This is a genomic window from Pseudomonas sp. ERMR1:02 (assembly GCF_002277815.1).
Lineage (GTDB): Bacteria > Pseudomonadota > Gammaproteobacteria > Pseudomonadales > Pseudomonadaceae > Aquipseudomonas.
The window spans coordinates 510251-525432 of sequence record NZ_NKJI01000001.1; the positions used below are offsets into that span (position 1 = coordinate 510251).

17 protein-coding genes are annotated in these 15182 nt (G+C 60.0%); 14 read left to right on the forward strand and 3 right to left on the reverse strand.

The annotated features are described in order from the left end of the window. Positions 1 to 43: 43 nt before the first annotated feature. Positions 44 to 403 carry a DUF6124 family protein gene (locus CES87_RS02500; protein WP_128604998.1) on the reverse strand — a complete coding sequence of 120 codons (360 nt, stop codon included), beginning with the start codon at positions 401 to 403 and terminating at the stop codon, positions 44 to 46. Positions 404 to 1087: 684 nt separating this feature from the next. On the opposite strand from CES87_RS02500, the gene CES87_RS02505 reads away from it, so the two are divergent. The 10 genes from CES87_RS02505 (at position 1088) to madM (ending at position 9582) form a co-directional block, all read left to right on the forward strand. Next, a complete protein-coding gene (locus tag CES87_RS02505) occupies positions 1088 to 2122 on the forward strand; it encodes an RHS repeat-associated core domain-containing protein (protein ID WP_128604816.1) in 1035 nt (344 codons plus the stop codon). A 201-nt stretch (positions 2123 to 2323) separates the two neighbouring features. Then, on the forward strand, positions 2324 to 3994 hold the full coding sequence (gene mdcA / locus CES87_RS02510) for a malonate decarboxylase subunit alpha (protein WP_128604817.1): 1671 nt from the start codon (positions 2324 to 2326) through the stop codon (positions 3992 to 3994). Beyond that, positions 3994 to 4869, forward strand: coding sequence for a triphosphoribosyl-dephospho-CoA synthase (locus CES87_RS02515; RefSeq protein WP_128604818.1), 876 nt, complete (start codon positions 3994 to 3996; stop codon positions 4867 to 4869). Before mdcA ends, CES87_RS02515 begins: the two co-directional genes overlap by 1 nt. After that, entirely contained in the window at positions 4869 to 5168 is a 300-nt protein-coding gene (locus CES87_RS02520) for a malonate decarboxylase subunit delta (protein ID WP_077048439.1), read from the forward strand. Before CES87_RS02515 ends, CES87_RS02520 begins: the two co-directional genes overlap by 1 nt. Further along, a complete protein-coding gene (locus tag CES87_RS02525; RefSeq protein WP_128604819.1) occupies positions 5161 to 6012 on the forward strand; it encodes a biotin-independent malonate decarboxylase subunit beta in 852 nt (283 codons plus the stop codon). The genes CES87_RS02520 and CES87_RS02525 overlap by 8 nt, the downstream gene beginning before the upstream one ends. Further along, positions 6009 to 6812 carry a biotin-independent malonate decarboxylase subunit gamma gene (mdcE, locus tag CES87_RS02530; RefSeq protein WP_128604820.1) on the forward strand — a complete coding sequence of 268 codons (804 nt, stop codon included), beginning with the start codon at positions 6009 to 6011 and terminating at the stop codon, positions 6810 to 6812. The genes CES87_RS02525 and mdcE overlap by 4 nt, the downstream gene beginning before the upstream one ends. Then, positions 6806 to 7426: a malonate decarboxylase holo-ACP synthase gene (locus CES87_RS02535; RefSeq protein ID WP_128604821.1), complete on the forward strand. Its 621-nt coding sequence runs from the start codon at positions 6806 to 6808 to the stop codon at positions 7424 to 7426. The genes mdcE and CES87_RS02535 overlap by 7 nt, the downstream gene beginning before the upstream one ends. After that, a complete protein-coding gene (gene mdcH / locus CES87_RS02540; protein WP_128604822.1) occupies positions 7423 to 8334 on the forward strand; it encodes a malonate decarboxylase subunit epsilon in 912 nt (303 codons plus the stop codon). The genes CES87_RS02535 and mdcH overlap by 4 nt, the downstream gene beginning before the upstream one ends. Positions 8335 to 8399: 65 nt before the next feature. Continuing rightward, positions 8400 to 8816 carry a malonate transporter subunit MadL gene (madL, locus tag CES87_RS02545; protein WP_128604823.1) on the forward strand — a complete coding sequence of 139 codons (417 nt, stop codon included), beginning with the start codon at positions 8400 to 8402 and terminating at the stop codon, positions 8814 to 8816. Between the two features lies 1 nt (position 8817). Beyond that, positions 8818 to 9582 (forward strand): malonate transporter subunit MadM, encoded by a 765-nt coding sequence (madM, locus tag CES87_RS02550; RefSeq protein ID WP_128604824.1) that lies wholly within the window; start codon positions 8818 to 8820, stop codon positions 9580 to 9582. A gap of 137 nt (positions 9583 to 9719) precedes the next feature. Here the strand turns inward: madM and CES87_RS02555 are convergent, their stop codons facing one another. Further along, on the reverse strand, positions 9720 to 10634 hold the full coding sequence (locus CES87_RS02555; RefSeq protein ID WP_128604825.1) for a LysR substrate-binding domain-containing protein: 915 nt from the start codon (positions 10632 to 10634) through the stop codon (positions 9720 to 9722). Positions 10635 to 10841: 207 nt separating this feature from the next. Here CES87_RS02555 and CES87_RS02560 point away from each other — a divergent pair, with 207 nt between their 5' ends. After that, a complete protein-coding gene (locus CES87_RS02560) occupies positions 10842 to 11459 on the forward strand; it encodes a hemolysin III family protein (protein ID WP_128604826.1) in 618 nt (205 codons plus the stop codon). A 109-nt stretch (positions 11460 to 11568) separates the two neighbouring features. Here CES87_RS02560 and CES87_RS02565 read toward each other — a convergent pair whose 3' ends face one another. Continuing rightward, positions 11569 to 12486: a LysR family transcriptional regulator gene (locus CES87_RS02565; RefSeq protein WP_128604827.1), complete on the reverse strand. Its 918-nt coding sequence runs from the start codon at positions 12484 to 12486 to the stop codon at positions 11569 to 11571. A gap of 109 nt (positions 12487 to 12595) precedes the next feature. On the opposite strand from CES87_RS02565, the gene CES87_RS02570 reads away from it, so the two are divergent. The 3 genes from CES87_RS02570 to CES87_RS02580 are packed head-to-tail and all read left to right on the forward strand — an operon-like array spanning position 12596 to position 15142. Next, positions 12596 to 13834: a D-amino acid dehydrogenase gene (locus CES87_RS02570; protein WP_128604828.1), complete on the forward strand. Its 1239-nt coding sequence runs from the start codon at positions 12596 to 12598 to the stop codon at positions 13832 to 13834. Between the two features lie 24 nt (positions 13835 to 13858). Beyond that, positions 13859 to 14209, forward strand: coding sequence for a RidA family protein (locus tag CES87_RS02575; protein ID WP_128604829.1), 351 nt, complete (start codon positions 13859 to 13861; stop codon positions 14207 to 14209). Between the two features lie 30 nt (positions 14210 to 14239). Further along, entirely contained in the window at positions 14240 to 15142 is a 903-nt protein-coding gene (locus CES87_RS02580; RefSeq protein WP_128604830.1) for a transporter substrate-binding domain-containing protein, read from the forward strand. Positions 15143 to 15182: the final 40 nt, after the last annotated feature.

Consider the following 15182-nt stretch of genomic DNA (forward strand, 5'->3'; position numbering starts at 1 on the left):
TTGCCCGCGATGGCGGCCTTCAATTCACTAAATACCTGTGGTTCTAAATCCTGGCCTCAGCCAACGCCTCATGCTGATCCAGCGCCCGCTCCACCAACAAATGCACGCCATCGGCCATTCTGCTGAGCGCCAAGGCTACAGAGCGCCGCGAGCCTTCCACATCGTCCGCCAGATCGGCTGCAATGGCACTGATGGACAGCAGGTCTTCGGAGGCGTTGGCCAGAAGCGCTTCGGTGCCGATATCGGGAGAGACGGTGAAGAGCTGAAATTTTCGGCGCTTGGCGGGCTTTTCGTCGGCAGGCGGGAAGTAATGGGAGAAGGCGCGATCGGCGGCTTCCTTGAGTTTCTCAGCTTCGAGGGGATCGGTGCCGAATTCCGGGGGATTGGGTGTGACTTTGAACATACTGAATCTCCGCATAATGAGTTTCAGCTGCTCCATTCGATTTCCAGGCGAAGGGGTGGCAGCTGTACGCAGGCTGGAAATCCGGGGTGCGGATAACCCGGCAGACACTAGGTCTCCCGCGCACAGCCGCCATAACGGAGTGCACACAATAAAGGCGTGCAAGCATACGTTAAGAATGGCGCTATTGCGTTATCTGCACCTCGGGTTTCCAGGCCCGTTCGCTGAGTTGACAGCGACCCACAAACGATAAAGATCACCGCAAAAGCCCGCTAGTCAGCGGGTTCCGGCATTGTTGTAGGTAGCGACGCAAGACTGCGTAGCCGCACGCCGTTCCTACGGACAAGCTTTTAAACAAAAACCTCAGTTTGAAGATTCCCAAATTGGGACCGATCGGTCCTCTTTTGGGACCTGTCTGATTCCTGCATGGAGAACTGTGGGTACTGTTCTGGCCCCATCGCGAGCAGGCTCACTCCTACAGGTTTTTGGGTCTGGCTCCGAATTTTGAGTTGTGCACGAACATTGTAGGAGTGAGCCTGCTCGCGATTGCATTCGCATAGACACCGAAGTAGATGAGCCAGATTATTTACCTGTGGCCGCACCTACCTATCAGTTCTGCTAGTAGACGCATCCAGCTCAATGGCCGAAGCTCAATGCCATCAGCAAGGAGCAGCAGGAGCCCTGCCAATGACTTCCCAAAACGAAGAAGTACGCTGCACTTATCACTATGATCCGATGGATCGTCTGATCGGCTTGAAGTCGGCGGGACAAGACGACCTCCAGCGCTTTTACTGCAAAAGTCGCCTGGCCACGGAAGTTCAAGGCCAAACCCAATTCTCAATCATGCAGCACGGCGATCGGTTGTTGGCACAACAGCAACGCCTGGGCGATACCGTGGAAGCTGATTTATTGGTCACAGATCAGCAGCGTTCGGTACTGTATACGGTTAGCCAGTCGACACGCCCTCCCATTAAATATTCACCCTATGGATATCGTTCCGCCGAGAGCGGTTTAACTAGCTTGTTGGGGTTTAACGGTGAGCGGCAGGATGCAATCACCGGACGTTATTTATTAGGTAATGGACATCGGGCGTTTAATCTGGTTTTGATGCGATTTAATAGTCCGGATCATTTAAGTCCGTTTGATGAGGGTGGGGTAAATGCTTATAGCTACTGCTCCGGGGATCCCGTAAATAGAAGCGACCCGTCCGGGGAAAGTTGGTTTTCAATGACTACTAAGAAACTCCATGGGCTATGGTTGAGTTATACAAATAAATCACTTGGAAAATTTGATCTAGCAGCGGCAACGACGTCATATGTAAAAACATCAAGAGATCTGCCAAGAGCTAGAAGAGTGGATGATGCATGGAGATATCCTGAGCTATCTGAGGAAATGAGTGGTCGCGCAGCAGTAAGTGCTAATAAACGCGTGTTTTCTGAAATTGAGGTTGGAACTTTGGTTGAGCCGGGTCTGGCATATATCAAAGATCATAGTAAAAAGCACATTATTATTATGGATGATCTAAGGCGTACTGTTAGCGACGCAGTTATTACTCCGTGGAAGACTGATTCGGTGCTTTCTCCGGCGAGAGCCAAGCTAAAATCAGAATACTTAAGTATAAAATTACATGGAAAATCTCTAATAAAGCAGAAGGCTGAGGCTGAGGCAGCGTTGATCGAGATTAAGGCAAGGGAAATTAGGATGGGTGCCTATTTTAAATAGATTCCATTCGTTCAAATGAGTGTGTCAGCAGCATTTTGCCGATTTGCAGTGAGTCGCCGCTACGTTCATAAACAGGTCTTTGTGTGTCATTGAGGTTATATTCGATTACCCTAACCGTAACAATCCACCACCCTGCTTGATTGATCCCCCCACCCAACCCTCCTACTGTGACCCCCACGACAGCGAACCCGTGGAGTGGTCATGACAACAACAATATCCCCCGACTCGCGATGGACGCGGCGGCGCAGCGAGAAGCAGCGGCGTCTGGAGTTGGTCAAGGGCCTTGCCGACGGTGTGGTGTTGCCCACCGAAAATATCGTGGCGGCGCTTGAGGCGTTGATCCTGCCTGGTGACCGTGTGGTGCTCGAAGGCAACAACCAGAAGCAGGCGGACTTTCTGTCCCGCTCGCTGGTCAAGGCCGATCCGGCAAAGCTGCACGACCTGCACATGATCATGCCCAGCGTCGGTCGCGCCGAGCACCTTGACCTGTTTGAACGCGGCATCGCCCGCAAACTCGACTTCTCCTTTGCCGGCACCCAGAGCCTGCGCATCAGCCAGTTGCTGGAAGACGGCCTGCTGGAAATCGGCGCGATCCACACCTACATCGAGCTCTACGCGCGGCTGGTGGTCGACCTGATTCCCAACGTCGTGCTCTCGGCCGGTTTCATGGCCGACCGCGCCGGCAACATCTACACCGGGCCCAGCACCGAAGACACGCCTGCCCTGATCGAACCGGCAGCCTTCAGCGACGGTATTGTCATCGTTCAGGTCAACCAATTGGTGGATGACGTCAGTGACCTGCCCCGCGTCGATATCCCGGCGTCCTGGGTCGACTTTGTGGTGGTGGCGGACAAGCCGTTCTACATCGAACCGTTGTTCACCCGCGATCCTCGACACATCAAGCCTGTGCATGTGCTGATGGCGATGATGGCGATTCGCGGGATCTACGAAAAACACAACGTGCAGTCGCTCAACCACGGCATCGGTTTCAACACTGCCGCCATTGAACTGATCCTGCCGACCTACGGCGAATCCCTTGGCCTGAAGGGCAAGATCTGCCGCAACTGGACGCTCAATCCCCATCCAACCTTGATCCCGGCCATCGAAAGCGGTTGGGTCGAGAGCGTGCACTGCTTCGGCACTGAACTGGGCATGGAAAACTACATCGCCGCCCGACCCGACGTGTTCTTCACCGGGCGCGACGGCTCGCTGCGGTCCAACCGGATGTTCAGCCAACTGGCCGGGCAATACGCGGTGGACCTGTTCATCGGTGCCACGCTGCAAGTCGATGGCGACGGCCATTCCTCCACCGTGACCCGTGGAAGACTGGCCGGTTTTGGCGGGGCACCGAACATGGGCCATGACCCGCGTGGTCGACGTCACAGCACGCCGGCCTGGCTCGACATGCGCCACACCGACGTCGCCGAACCGATGCTTGAACGTGGCAAGAAACTCGTGGTGCAGATGGTCGAGACGTTCCAGGAGGGCGGTAAACCGACTTTCGTCGAGACCCTCGACGCCATCGATGTGGCGAAGAAAAGCGGCATGCCGCTGGCGCCGATTATGGTCTACGGCGACGACGTCACTCACCTGTTGACCGAAGAAGGCATCGCCTACCTGTACAAGGCCCGCTCCCTCGAAGAGCGTCAGGCGATGATCGCCGCCGTCGCCGGGGTGACCGCCATCGGTCTGCGCCACAACCCTAAAGACACTGCGCGCATGCGCCGCGAAGGCTTGATTGCCTTGCCCGAAGACCTCGGCATCCGCCGCACCGACGCCACCCGCGAACTGCTCGCCGCTAAAAGCGTGGCCGATCTGGTGGAGTGGTCCGGAGGTCTCTACAACCCGCCCGCCAAGTTCAGGAGCTGGTAATGCACGCATTCAACCTGCAACCGAAAACCATAAGCCTGGCCGAACGGCTGGCGGACCTGGCGGTGGACGCGCTGATCGACGAAGCGGATCTGTCGCCGAAACCGGCACTGGTAGACCGTCGCGGCAGCGGCGCTCACACCGATTTACACCTTGGACTGATGCACGCGTCGGCGTTGGCCTTGTGGCCGGCGTTCAAGGAAATGGCCGAAGCCGCTATCGAAATCGGCGAGATCGGCTTGCCGCTGCGTGAAGCCATTGGCCTGATCGGTCGTGAGGGCGAGCAGGCAATGCTCGCCACTACCAACGGTGTGAACACTCATCGTGGCGCGATTTGGGCCTTGGGTTTGCTGGTCGCTGCGGCAGCCCTTGAACCTCAAGCCAACGCCGCGGGTTCAGTCGCTCTACGTGCCGCTCGCCTGGCTTTGCTTGATGACCGTTATATGCCGCGTCCGCTCAGCCATGGTGCTCAAGTCGCTCAACGCTACGGCGTGCGTGGTGCTCGCGAAGAAGCGCAACTCGGCTTCCCTGCTGTTACCCAGCGCGCACTGCCGCAACTCAAACGCAGCCGGGCTCAAGGGAATGGCGAGCAGAACGCCCGACTCGATGCGCTGCTGGCGATCATGACTGAACTGGCCGACACCTGCGTGCTGTACCGCGCCGGGGAACAGGGCCTGCACACCATGCAACGCGGCGCCCAGGCGGTACTCGATGCGGGTGGCAGCGCCAGCCTCACCGGCCGTCGTCGTCTACATGAGCTCGACCAACAATTAATCGCGTTGAATGCCTCGCCCGGTGGCGCTGCCGACCTGCTCGCAGCCTGCCTGTTCATAGACCGTATTGAGTCGGGCGACAGCCTTATTCAGGGAGCATTTTGATGGAAACCTTATCCTTTGAATTCCCCGCCGGGCAGCCTCCACGCGGTCGTACGCTGGTGGGTTGTGTCGGCTCTGGCGATCTGGAAGTGCTGATCCAGCCGGGTCAGCCCGGCAAGCTGACAATCACCGTGCAGACCTCGGTCAACGGCAGCGAACAACGCTGGCAGCATCTGTTTGCGCGGATGTTCGACGGCCAGACGCCGTCGGCGATGGACATCGATATCCACGATTTCGGCGCCACTCCCGGCGTGGTTCGCCTGCGTCTGGAACAGGGCTTCGAGGAGATCGGCCATGACTGACAGCGCCGCGTTGCTCAACAAACACAGCTTCATCGAACTCGGTGCCCGGCAGCGGGCCAAGGCCTTGCTTGATGCCGGCACTTTTCGCGAATTGCTCGACCCGTTCCAACGCATCATGTCGCCATGGCTGGCGCGTCAGGGCGTGGTGCCGCAGGCCGATGACGGCGTTGTGATCGCCAAGGGCAATCTCGATGGTTTGCCAGTGGTGATCGCCGCTATCGAAGGCGCCTTCCAGGGCGGCAGTCTCGGTGAAGTCGGCGGGGCGAAAATCGCCGGCGCGCTGGAACTGGCTGCCGAAGACAACCGCAATGGCATCCCGACCCGCGCCGTGCTGCTGCTGGAAACCGGTGGCGTGCGTTTGCAGGAGGCCAACCTTGGCTTGGCAGCGATTGCCGATATCCACGCGGCGATTGTTGAGCTGCGCCAATACCAACCGGTGGTGGGCGTGATTGCGGGCAGCGTCGGCTGCTTCGGTGGCATGTCAATTGCCGCCGGGTTGTGCAGCTATTTGCTGGTGACCCAGGAAGCACGGCTCGGTCTGAACGGTCCGCAGGTGATCGAACAAGAAGCCGGGCTCGAGGAATACGACTCCCGCGACCGTCCCTTCATCTGGAGCCTGACCGGTGGCGAGCAACGCTATGCCACGGGGCTGGTGGATCGCTACGCAGGCGATGACGTCGCACAGATCCGCCAGCAGGTCGGTGAATTGCTCCAGCAAGGTTTGCCGACGCAGCAACGCAGCGGGCAGGCCGAACTGTACCTGCAACGGCTGGCGCGTCTGGATGCCGAACCGCAAATCGAGCCGGCCACGGTTCGCGATCTGTATCAAGGAGAGCGCTCATGAGTTCGTATTCCGTCAGAGGCTTGCACTGGTTCAACGCCTTGAGTTCCGATGCCAAACCGGTCGAAGGATTGCCGGCGTCGCTGAAAGTGGCCGATGGCTTTTTGGGCGAGCAGCCTGTGCGGTTTATCGCCGTGGTGGCCGACCCCGACAACCGTTTCGCCCGCGCCCGTAACGGTGAGGTCGGTTTGCTCGAAGGCTGGGGCCTGGCCAAGGCTGTGGATGACGTCATCATGGCCGACCAGGACAAATCGCACAAACGTGCGCTGATCGCCATCGTCGATGTACCGAGCCAGGCTTATGGTCGCCGCGAAGAAGCGCTGGGGATTCATCAGGCTTTAGCTGGCGCGGCGGACAGTTATGCGCGTGCCCGTCTGGCCGGGCATGCAGTGATCGGTTTGCTGGTGGGTAAGGCGATGTCCGGGGCATTTCTGGCTCACGGTTATCAGGCCAACCGACTCATTGCCCTGCGTGATCCAGGCGTGATGGTGCATGCCATGGGCAAGGCGTCGGCGGCGCGGGTGACGCTGCGTAGCGTCGAAGAACTGGAAACCCTGGCCGCCAGCGTGCCGCCGATGGCGTATGACATTGACAGCTACGCCAGCCTTGGTCTGCTTTGGGAAACCTTGTCGGTGGAACAGATTGAACAGCCAACCGCCACCGATGTAAGTCGTGTGACTGAATGCCTGACCCAGGCCATTGGTGATGTCACCGAGAAAGGCCGTGACCTGAGCAGCCGTTTGGGCGCGAGCAACCGCGCGGCATCGAGCCATGTTCGCCAGCTTTTGAGAGAACAGTGGTGAACACGTTAATGGCCCACGACCTGCTCTGGGGCATGACCCTGCAGCAGTTGCCTGCGGATGCGCCGGCGTGGGTGGTTGAATCCATCAGCGCGGGGCAGCCGGTGGTGGTGCGCCGTGCGGTATCGGCTGCGGGGCAGGTCGCGGTCGGGGTGCGTGGACGTTTGCGTGAGCAGCGTTATGCAGCGTCGATGGCGATCACCTCGGTTTCGCGCCGGGTGCAGCCGGAACAACTCCGTCATGTCGATATCGACCGGGATTTGCCGGCAGTTCGAGCCCTGAAGCAATTGCGCCCGATGCTCGACGGCTGTGGTTGGAAATGGGGTGTCAGCGGCAGCGCCGGGTTTGAACTGGCCAGTGGATTTTCGGCTCTGCACGAGGGCAGCGATCTCGACCTGATTCTGCGTACGCCACAGTCATTGTCACGTGCTCAAGCGCGAGAGCTGGTGACTCGGCTTGATGCGGCGGCGTGTGTGGTAGACATGCAATTGCAGACTCCCTTCGGCGCCGTCGCCTTGCGCGAATGGGCCGGTTCTTCGAGCCGGGTGCTGCTCAAGAATGCCACCGAAGCCAGTCTGGTGTTTGATCCGTGGAACCCGCAGGAGCAAGCGGCGTGAGCAGCTTGTTGGTGTTCCCGGGCCAAGGCGCGCAGCAGCCGGGCATGCTCCAGCGTGTGCCGCGTGAAACCCTGTGCGAGGCAAGCGATGTGCTCGGTGAAGATGTATCGCTGCTCGATTCTGCCGAAGCATTGCAATCGACAAGGGCAGTGCAGCTTTGCCTGCTGATCGCTGGCGTGGCGGCTTCGCGGCAGTTGGCGATGCCGGCGGATTACGTCGCCGGATTGTCCATCGGTGCCTACCCGGCAGCGGTGGTGGCCGGCGCCTTGAGTTTCAGCGATGCATTGCACTTGGTCAGCCTGCGCGGTGAGTTGATGCAGCGGGCTTATCCACAGGGCTACGGCATGACTGCGATCATCGGTCTCGATCTGGCGACGGTGGAAGACTTGTTGGCGCAGGTTCACAGCGTCGATTCACCGGTGTACCTGGCCAACATCAACGCGGATGACCAGCTCGTGATTGCTGGCAGCGACGGCGCGATGAAAACGGTGGCCGTGTTGGCGAAAGAGCGCGGTGCCGGTCTGGCCAAGCGCCTGGCGGTGAGCGTGCCGTCGCATTGCCCGTTGCTGGAAAAGCCGGCAACCGTTCTGGCGGAAGCTTTTGCCAAGGTGTCGCTGAAAACACCCACGCTGGGATATCTGAGCGGCAGCCGTGCACGGCCCGTCACAAGCATAGAAGCCTTGCGCGACGATTTGGCCTTCAACATGTGCCGCATCGTGGATTGGCGCGGCACCGTACAAAGCGCTTATGAGCGTGGCGTACGTCTACAAATCGAACTGCCGCCCGGTGCGGTACTGACCGGGCTGGCGCGCCGGGTGTTCGAGCAAGGTACCGTGATCGCATTCGACGGTGCCCGCCTCGATACCCTGCAGGCGCTGTTGCGTGAGGAGGGAAGCCGCCAAATCTAAATCACCGACTCAGGCCTTCGAACAACAAAAAGAACATTCGACGATGCACTTTGAGGACGACAACAATGATTATTTACGGTGTGGCGCTGTTGGCGATTTGTACGCTGGCAGGGGTGATCATGGGCGACATGCTCGGTGTTTTGCTGGGCGTCAAATCCAACGTCGGCGGGGTCGGGATCGCGATGATCCTGCTGATCTGCGCGCGGCTGTGGATGCAGAAACGCGGCGGCATGACCAAGGATTGCGAGATGGGCGTTGGCTTCTGGGGCGCCATGTACATTCCGGTGGTGGTGGCCATGGCCGCGCAACAGAATGTGGTCACGGCCCTGCATGGCGGCCCGGTGGCGGTGCTGGCGGCGATCGGTTCGGTGGTGGTTTGCGGTTGCACCATTGCCTTGATCAGCCGGACCCACAAAGGCGAACCGTTGCCCGATGAACCGCCCGAAGTTACTCCGGTCGGCACTCCAGTAGGAGGTCGCTGATATGTGGGATCTCATGGAGAAAGGCTTGGTAAATAACAGTCTGGTCACGGCGTTCGCGTTCGTTGGCGTGATCATGTGGGTATCGGTCATTCTTTCGAAGCGCCTGACCTTCGGGCGCATTCACGGCTCGGCGATTGCCATCGTCATCGGCCTGGTCCTGGCCTGGGTCGGCGGCACCCTGACCGGCGGGCAGAAAGGTCTGGCGGACCTGACGCTGTTCTCCGGTATCGGCTTGATGGGCGGCGCGATGCTGCGGGACTTTGCCATCGTCGCCACGGCATTCGAAGTGCAGGCCACCGAAGCGAAGAAGGCCGGATTGGTCGGCGTGATCGCGCTGCTGCTGGGCACGGTGCTGCCGTTCATTGTCGGTGCGTGCATGGCCTGGGCGTTCGGATATCGCGACGCGATCAGCATGACCACCATCGGCGCGGGCGCGGTGACTTACATCGTCGGCCCGGTAACCGGCGCGGCGATTGGCGCGAGCTCGGATGTGATGGCGCTGTCGATTGCTACCGGGTTGATCAAGGCGATTCTGGTGATGGTCGGCACACCGATGGCGGCGCGCTGGATGGGCCTGGATAACCCGCGTTCGGCGATGGTGTTTGGTGGTTTGGCCGGGACGGTCAGCGGTGTGACAGCGGGGCTGGCGGCGACTGATCGGCGGTTGGTGCCTTATGGGGCGTTGACCGCGACCTTCCATACCGGGCTTGGGTGCTTGCTTGGGCCGTCGTTGTTGTACTTCATTGTTCGCGCGATTGTTGGTTAAGTTTCGAGCGAGAGTCGACTGACCTGACGCCTTCGCGGGCAAGCCTCGCTCCTACAGGTTTTGTGTCGTGCACAAATATTGCGGCATACGCAAATCCTGTAGGAGCGAGGCTTGCCCGCGAAGGGCGCGACTCGGGTTCAGATCTGGCGATTGGCATACATCCGGCATTCCGCCAGCAACGCCAGCAGATTCGGGTCGCGCTCCTTGGCCTTCATGAACACCACGCCAATGTGCTGCTGCATTCGATACTTCTCCTGCAACGGAATCAGCTTCACCCGGTTCTCATACACCGCCGCAATCCTCCCCGGCAGCAACGCATAACCAACACCGGAGCTGACCATGCTCAGCAAGGTGAAGATGTCATTGACCTGCATCGCCACCTTCGGCTCGAACCCTGCCTGGCTGAATACCCGATTGCTATCCTGATGCGTGGCGAAGCCCTGGGTCAGGGTGATGAAAGTTTCGTCGCGGACCTCGGCCAGGTCGACTTCGCTTCTTTGGGCAAACCTGGAATCGGCTGGCGTGGCCAGGAAGATATCGTCGGAAAACAGCGCGATGTGCTCCAGGTCCGGGTCGTTGATGCTGTCGTCCAGGGACACCAGAATCGCATCGACCTCCATGTTCTTGAGCTTGTACAACAGGTCGAAATTCGAGCCGAGAATCAGATCGATGTTGAGCTCACTGCGCCGGATTTTCAGGCCCATGATCAATTGCGGCACGGTCTTCACCGTCAGCGAATACAGCGAGCCCAGCTTGAAGCGCTCGGCGGAAAAACCGGCGGCCTCGCGGGTCAGGCGCACGCTTTCGACCACGTCCTGAATCAGCTTCTGCGCTCGCTCCTCCAATACGTAGGCGCTTTCCAGCGGTGTCAGGTTGCGGCCTTCGTGCTTGAACAACGGGCAGCGCAGGGCGCTTTCCAGGGAGTGGATTGCCCGGTGCACGCTGACGTTGCTGGTCTGCAACTCGGCAGCGGCCCGGGCCAGATTGCCGGTGCGCATGAAGGCCAGGAACACCTCGAGTTTTTTCAGGGTCAACTCTTCGTCGATCAGCATGGTGCAGACTCTTTTTGGAATGACCCGATTGTGCCCGCTATTGGCGGACCTTTGTAGGAGCTGGCTTGCCAGCGAAGGCTGTCTTTGAAACAACGCTAAATTCAAGGGACCCTTCGCCAGCAAGCCGGCTCCTACAAGGGCCTTGTGTTCTGAAACATTGCGCTTTTACGCTTGAGGCGTATTAACGATTTTCGAGGTGGGGAAACGATGTATCACGGGGAAAGATTGAACGCCTGGACGCATCTGGTCGGGGCATTGGCGGCGTTTGTCGGCGGTGTGTGGCTGATCGTTGTCGCCAGCCTGGACGGCAATCCGTGGAAAATTGTCAGCATGGCAATCTACGCCTTTACCCTGTTGGTGTTGTACAGCGCATCGACCGTGTACCACAGCGTGCGCGGGCGCAAGAAAGCGATCATGCAGAAGGTCGATCACTTCTCGATCTACCTGCTGATTGCCGGCAGCTACACGCCGTTCTGCCTGGTCACCCTGCGCGGACCGTGGGGCTGGACGCTGTTCGGAATTGTCTGGGGACTGGCGCTGATTGGCATCCTGCAAGAGATCAAACCGCGCTCGGAGGCGCGGATTCTGTCGATCGTGATTTATGCGGTGATGGGCTGGATCGTGCTGGTGGCGGTCAAGCCATTGCTGGCGGCGCTGGGCGGCGCCGGCTTCACCTGGCTGGCATCGGGCGGGGTGTTGTACACCGTGGGCATTATCTTTTTTGCTCTTGATCATCGGTTGCGGCATGCCCATGGGATCTGGCATTTGTTCGTGATCGCCGGGAGCTTGCTGCACTTTGTGGCGATCTTGTTTTACGTCCTCTAATCATGAACACATAGACCTGTAGGAGCGAGGCTTGCCCGCGAAGCTTTTGGCGGCCTTAAGGGCCCCTTCGCGGGCAAGCCTCGCTCCTACAGTTTTTTTGTGACCATATTCAAGAAGGTGTCGGGATCAGGCGATCGAGTTGTTCCTGGGCCCGGCGGCTGAAGATCTGTAACAGGTCGTTCAAAGTATGGGGCGGTGGTTCGGTGGCGCGGGTCACTGCGTACAGGGTGATGGGCAGCGGCGGCGCCAGTGGGCGAATGGTAGTCGTAGCAGGGGACGCGCCGAGGGCCGTGAACGGGTCGATCACCGCCAGCCCTGCTCCGGATTCCACCATCGCCCGGGCCAGCGAATAAGTCTGCACGGCGATGCGCACCCGGGGCGGCGGCTCGACCGCTTCGAGGTAGCTGTCGAGCCGGGCGGCCAACGGGTCGGCACTGGACAAGCCAATCAAGGGCGCATCGGCAAGGGCCATCAGTGGCAGCGGTTGGCCGACGTTCTCGTCCGGCCAGTAACCCTTCGGCGCCAATGCCACCAGTACCCCGGACGCCAAGGCCTGGGCCTTCAATCCCGGATGATCCGGTCGTTGCAGGGTCAGGGCGACATCCACTTCGCGCATCAGCAGGTTCTGCACCAGCTCGCGGCTATGGGCGCTGGACAGTTCGCAGGCGATGTCCGGGTAGCGCCCGGTCCATTCGTGAATGGCCGGCGGCAGTAACGAAAGGGCCAGCGCCGGGGTGGCGCCGATTCGCAGGCTGCGGCCCGGCGCGCGGCGCAGGCTCTGGGCAAGGCGTCGCACGCCTTGCAGGCTTTCGCTGACCTTATCGACCTCACGCTCCAGCTCCAGCGCTTCGGGCGTCGCCTGCAACTTGCCGCGTACGCGCAAGAACAACGGGAAACCCAACTGCTGCTCGGCATGTTGCAGCACTTTGGTCACCGCCGGTTGCGAGACGTGCAGCAATTGCGCGGCCGCGCTGATCGAACCGGTCTGGCGGATGGCCTGGAAAATCTCGATGTGACGAAGACGCATGGCAAGTCCATAACCTTTGTTTATGGGTCTGGCATCTTTATTCATTGTCCGCCGCCTGTCACCTGGCTCTAACCTCGGCCTCGACTTAACAACGGTTTTAAGGACGAATATGGCTCGTGTGTGCATCATCGGCGGCGGCGTGATTGGCCTCGCAACGGCCTATGCGCTGGTGCGCGACGGCTTTGAAGTGACAGTGGTCGAAGCCCGTGACTCGCTGGGCAGCGAAACCAGTTTCGCCAACGGCGGCCAGCTCTCCTATCGCTACGTTGCGCCGCTGGCTGACGCCGGTGTGCCGCTGCAAGCCATCGGCTGGATGCTGCGCGGTGATTCGCCCTTGAAGCTGCGCCCGCGTCTGGACCCGGTGCAGTGGCGCTGGATGGCTTCGTTTCTTGGCGCTTGCCGCCGCTCGGTGAACCGCGAGAATGCTGCGCACTTGCTGCGCCTTGCGCTGTTCAGTCAGGACACATTGAGGACTTGGCGTGAGGACGATGAGCTGACGGGCTTCCAGTGGCGGCGTAACGGCAAACTGGTGACTTTCCGCAGCGCCGGCAGCTTCGAGCATGCACGCAAGAGTCTCGCCGATCCGCAACAGCAGCAGGTGCTGTCGGCTGTCGAGTGTGCCGATCTAGACCCGGCGCTGGCCGATGGGCCGTTTGTGGGCGCGATCTATACGCCGGACGAAGAGGTCGGCGATTGCCACGGTTTTTGTCAGCAACTGGCGGCGCGGTTAAAAACATCTGGCCGTTGCGAATTTCGCCTTGGTCAAGCGGTGACTGGAATCCGCCACAGCAACGGAGCGGTCAGCGCTATCGAGCTGGGTAAAGAGGTGCTGCCGGTCGAACACCTGGTGATCGCCGCCGGCCACCGCAGTCCGCTGCTAGCGCTACCGGGCCTGCGCCTGCCGCTGTATCCGCTGAAGGGCTACAGCTTGACCGTGCCAATCGGCGCCGAACATCGGGCGCCGGACGTGAGCATCACCGACTACGACCGCAAGATCGTCTACGCGCGTATCGGCGAACAGCTGCGAGTGGCGGCGATGGTCGACATCGTCGGTTTCGACCCCGCTGTCGATCCCGAGCGTCTGGCCTTGATCAAGCGCCAGGCCCGCGACACATTCCCTGATGCCGGCGACTACGAGGCGGCCGTGGAGTGGGCCGGCATGCGCCCGGCGACGCCCAACGGTGTGCCGCTGCTGGGTGCCACGGCATATCGCAATTTGTGGCTCAACCTCGGCCATGGCGCGTTGGGTTTCACCTTGGCGTGCGGCAGCGGTCGGCTGCTAAGCGAGCTGATTGGCCAGCGCCAGCCTTCCATCGACCTGCACGGTTTCAATCACCGCGCTGCGTGAATTCCATTCGAAGAGGACATTGCAATGACCATTACCCGACTGCACAGCAACCCGCGCCTGTCTGGCGCCGTGACCTTTGGCGATTTGGTGTTTCTCTCCGGCCAGGTGCCGGGCTATGCCCTGGATGCGGGCGGCCAGACCCGCGAGGTGCTGGCGAAAATCGACACCTTGCTGGCCGAGGCTGGCAGCGACAAGGATCATCTGCTCAGCGCGACCATTTACCTGCAAAACATCACCGAAGATTTTGCCGCGATGAACGAGGTCTGGTCGGCGTGGCTGTCGCCGGGACAGGCGCCAAGCCGCACCACTGTTCAGGCTGAACTGGCGCGGCCGCATGTGCTGGTGGAAATCGCCGTCACCGCCGCCCGAATCTGATAAAAACACTACCCACAACGGAGAATAACAATGCAAAAAATCACGTTGCTCGGCTGCACGCTCGGTCTGTTGCTCGGCGGTCAGGTTCAGGCCAATGAAGCGCCACTGACCGGCACCCTGAGTAAGATCGCCAGTGCCAAGACCATCACCCTGGGCTATCGTGATGCGTCGGTGCCGTTCTCTTATGTGGGTGATCACACCGGCAAACCGATGGGTTATTCGGTGGATCTGGCGGGCAAGATTGTCGAGCGTATCCAGCAGCAACTGGCACTGCCGGATCTCAAGGTGAATTACAACCTGGTGACCTCGCAAACCCGCATTCCGCTTGTGCAGAACGGCACCGTGGATCTGGAGTGTGGCTCCACCGGCGTGACCGCCGAGCGGCAGAAGCAGGTGGCGTTCTCCTACGGTTTCATCTACGTCAAAGGTCAGTTGCTGACCGCTAAAGACAGCGGCATCAAAAGCTTCGCCGACCTGCGCGGCAAGAACGTGGTGACAACCGCCGGCACCACCAATGAGCGCTTCCTGAAGAGTTACAACATCGACCACAAGATCGACATGTTCGTGATCAGCGCCAAGGACCACGGCGAAGCCTTCCAGATGCTGCAGTCGGGTCGGGCGGCGGCGTTCTACATGGATGACGCGCTGCTATACGGCGAGCGGGCAAAGGCTCATGACCCGCATAAGTGGGTGGTGGTTGGGGAGGAACAGTCGCGGGAAATCTACAGCTGCATGGTGCGCAAGGACGATCCGCAGTTCCTGGCGCTGGTCAATGGTGCGCTGGCCGATCTTTACAGCTCAGGGGAAATCAACGGCATCTACCAGCGCTGGTTCGAACAGCCAATCCCGCCGAAAGGTTTGAACCTTGAGTTTCCGATGACTAGCGAACTGAAGGCGATCATCGCCAAACCGGTAAGTGATCCGGTGCAGTAGCGCCTCAAAGATCGTCCTCTAGACCGCGCCGCGGCCATTC

Bases quoted from the DNA above. Each gene is read 5' to 3' on its own strand.
- mdcA (WP_128604817.1), top strand. From the start codon at position 2,324: ATGACAACAACAATATCCCCCGACTCGCGATGGACGCGGCGGCGCAGC.
- CES87_RS02560 (WP_128604826.1), top strand. From the start codon at position 10,842: ATGTATCACGGGGAAAGATTGAACGCCTGGACGCATCTGGTCGGGGCA.
- CES87_RS02575 (WP_128604829.1), top strand. From the start codon at position 13,859: ATGACCATTACCCGACTGCACAGCAACCCGCGCCTGTCTGGCGCCGTG.
- madM (WP_128604824.1), top strand. From the start codon at position 8,818: ATGTGGGATCTCATGGAGAAAGGCTTGGTAAATAACAGTCTGGTCACG.
- CES87_RS02500 (WP_128604998.1), bottom strand. From the start codon at position 403: ATGTTCAAAGTCACACCCAATCCCCCGGAATTCGGCACCGATCCCCTC.
- mdcE (WP_128604820.1), top strand. From the start codon at position 6,009: ATGAGTTCGTATTCCGTCAGAGGCTTGCACTGGTTCAACGCCTTGAGT.
- CES87_RS02520 (WP_077048439.1), top strand. From the start codon at position 4,869: ATGGAAACCTTATCCTTTGAATTCCCCGCCGGGCAGCCTCCACGCGGT.
- CES87_RS02525 (WP_128604819.1), top strand. From the start codon at position 5,161: ATGACTGACAGCGCCGCGTTGCTCAACAAACACAGCTTCATCGAACTC.
- CES87_RS02505 (WP_128604816.1), top strand. From the start codon at position 1,088: ATGACTTCCCAAAACGAAGAAGTACGCTGCACTTATCACTATGATCCG.
- madL (WP_128604823.1), top strand. From the start codon at position 8,400: ATGATTATTTACGGTGTGGCGCTGTTGGCGATTTGTACGCTGGCAGGG.
- CES87_RS02580 (WP_128604830.1), top strand. From the start codon at position 14,240: ATGCAAAAAATCACGTTGCTCGGCTGCACGCTCGGTCTGTTGCTCGGC.
- CES87_RS02555 (WP_128604825.1), bottom strand. From the start codon at position 10,634: ATGCTGATCGACGAAGAGTTGACCCTGAAAAAACTCGAGGTGTTCCTG.
- CES87_RS02565 (WP_128604827.1), bottom strand. From the start codon at position 12,486: ATGCGTCTTCGTCACATCGAGATTTTCCAGGCCATCCGCCAGACCGGT.
- CES87_RS02515 (WP_128604818.1), top strand. From the start codon at position 3,994: ATGCACGCATTCAACCTGCAACCGAAAACCATAAGCCTGGCCGAACGG.
- CES87_RS02570 (WP_128604828.1), top strand. From the start codon at position 12,596: ATGGCTCGTGTGTGCATCATCGGCGGCGGCGTGATTGGCCTCGCAACG.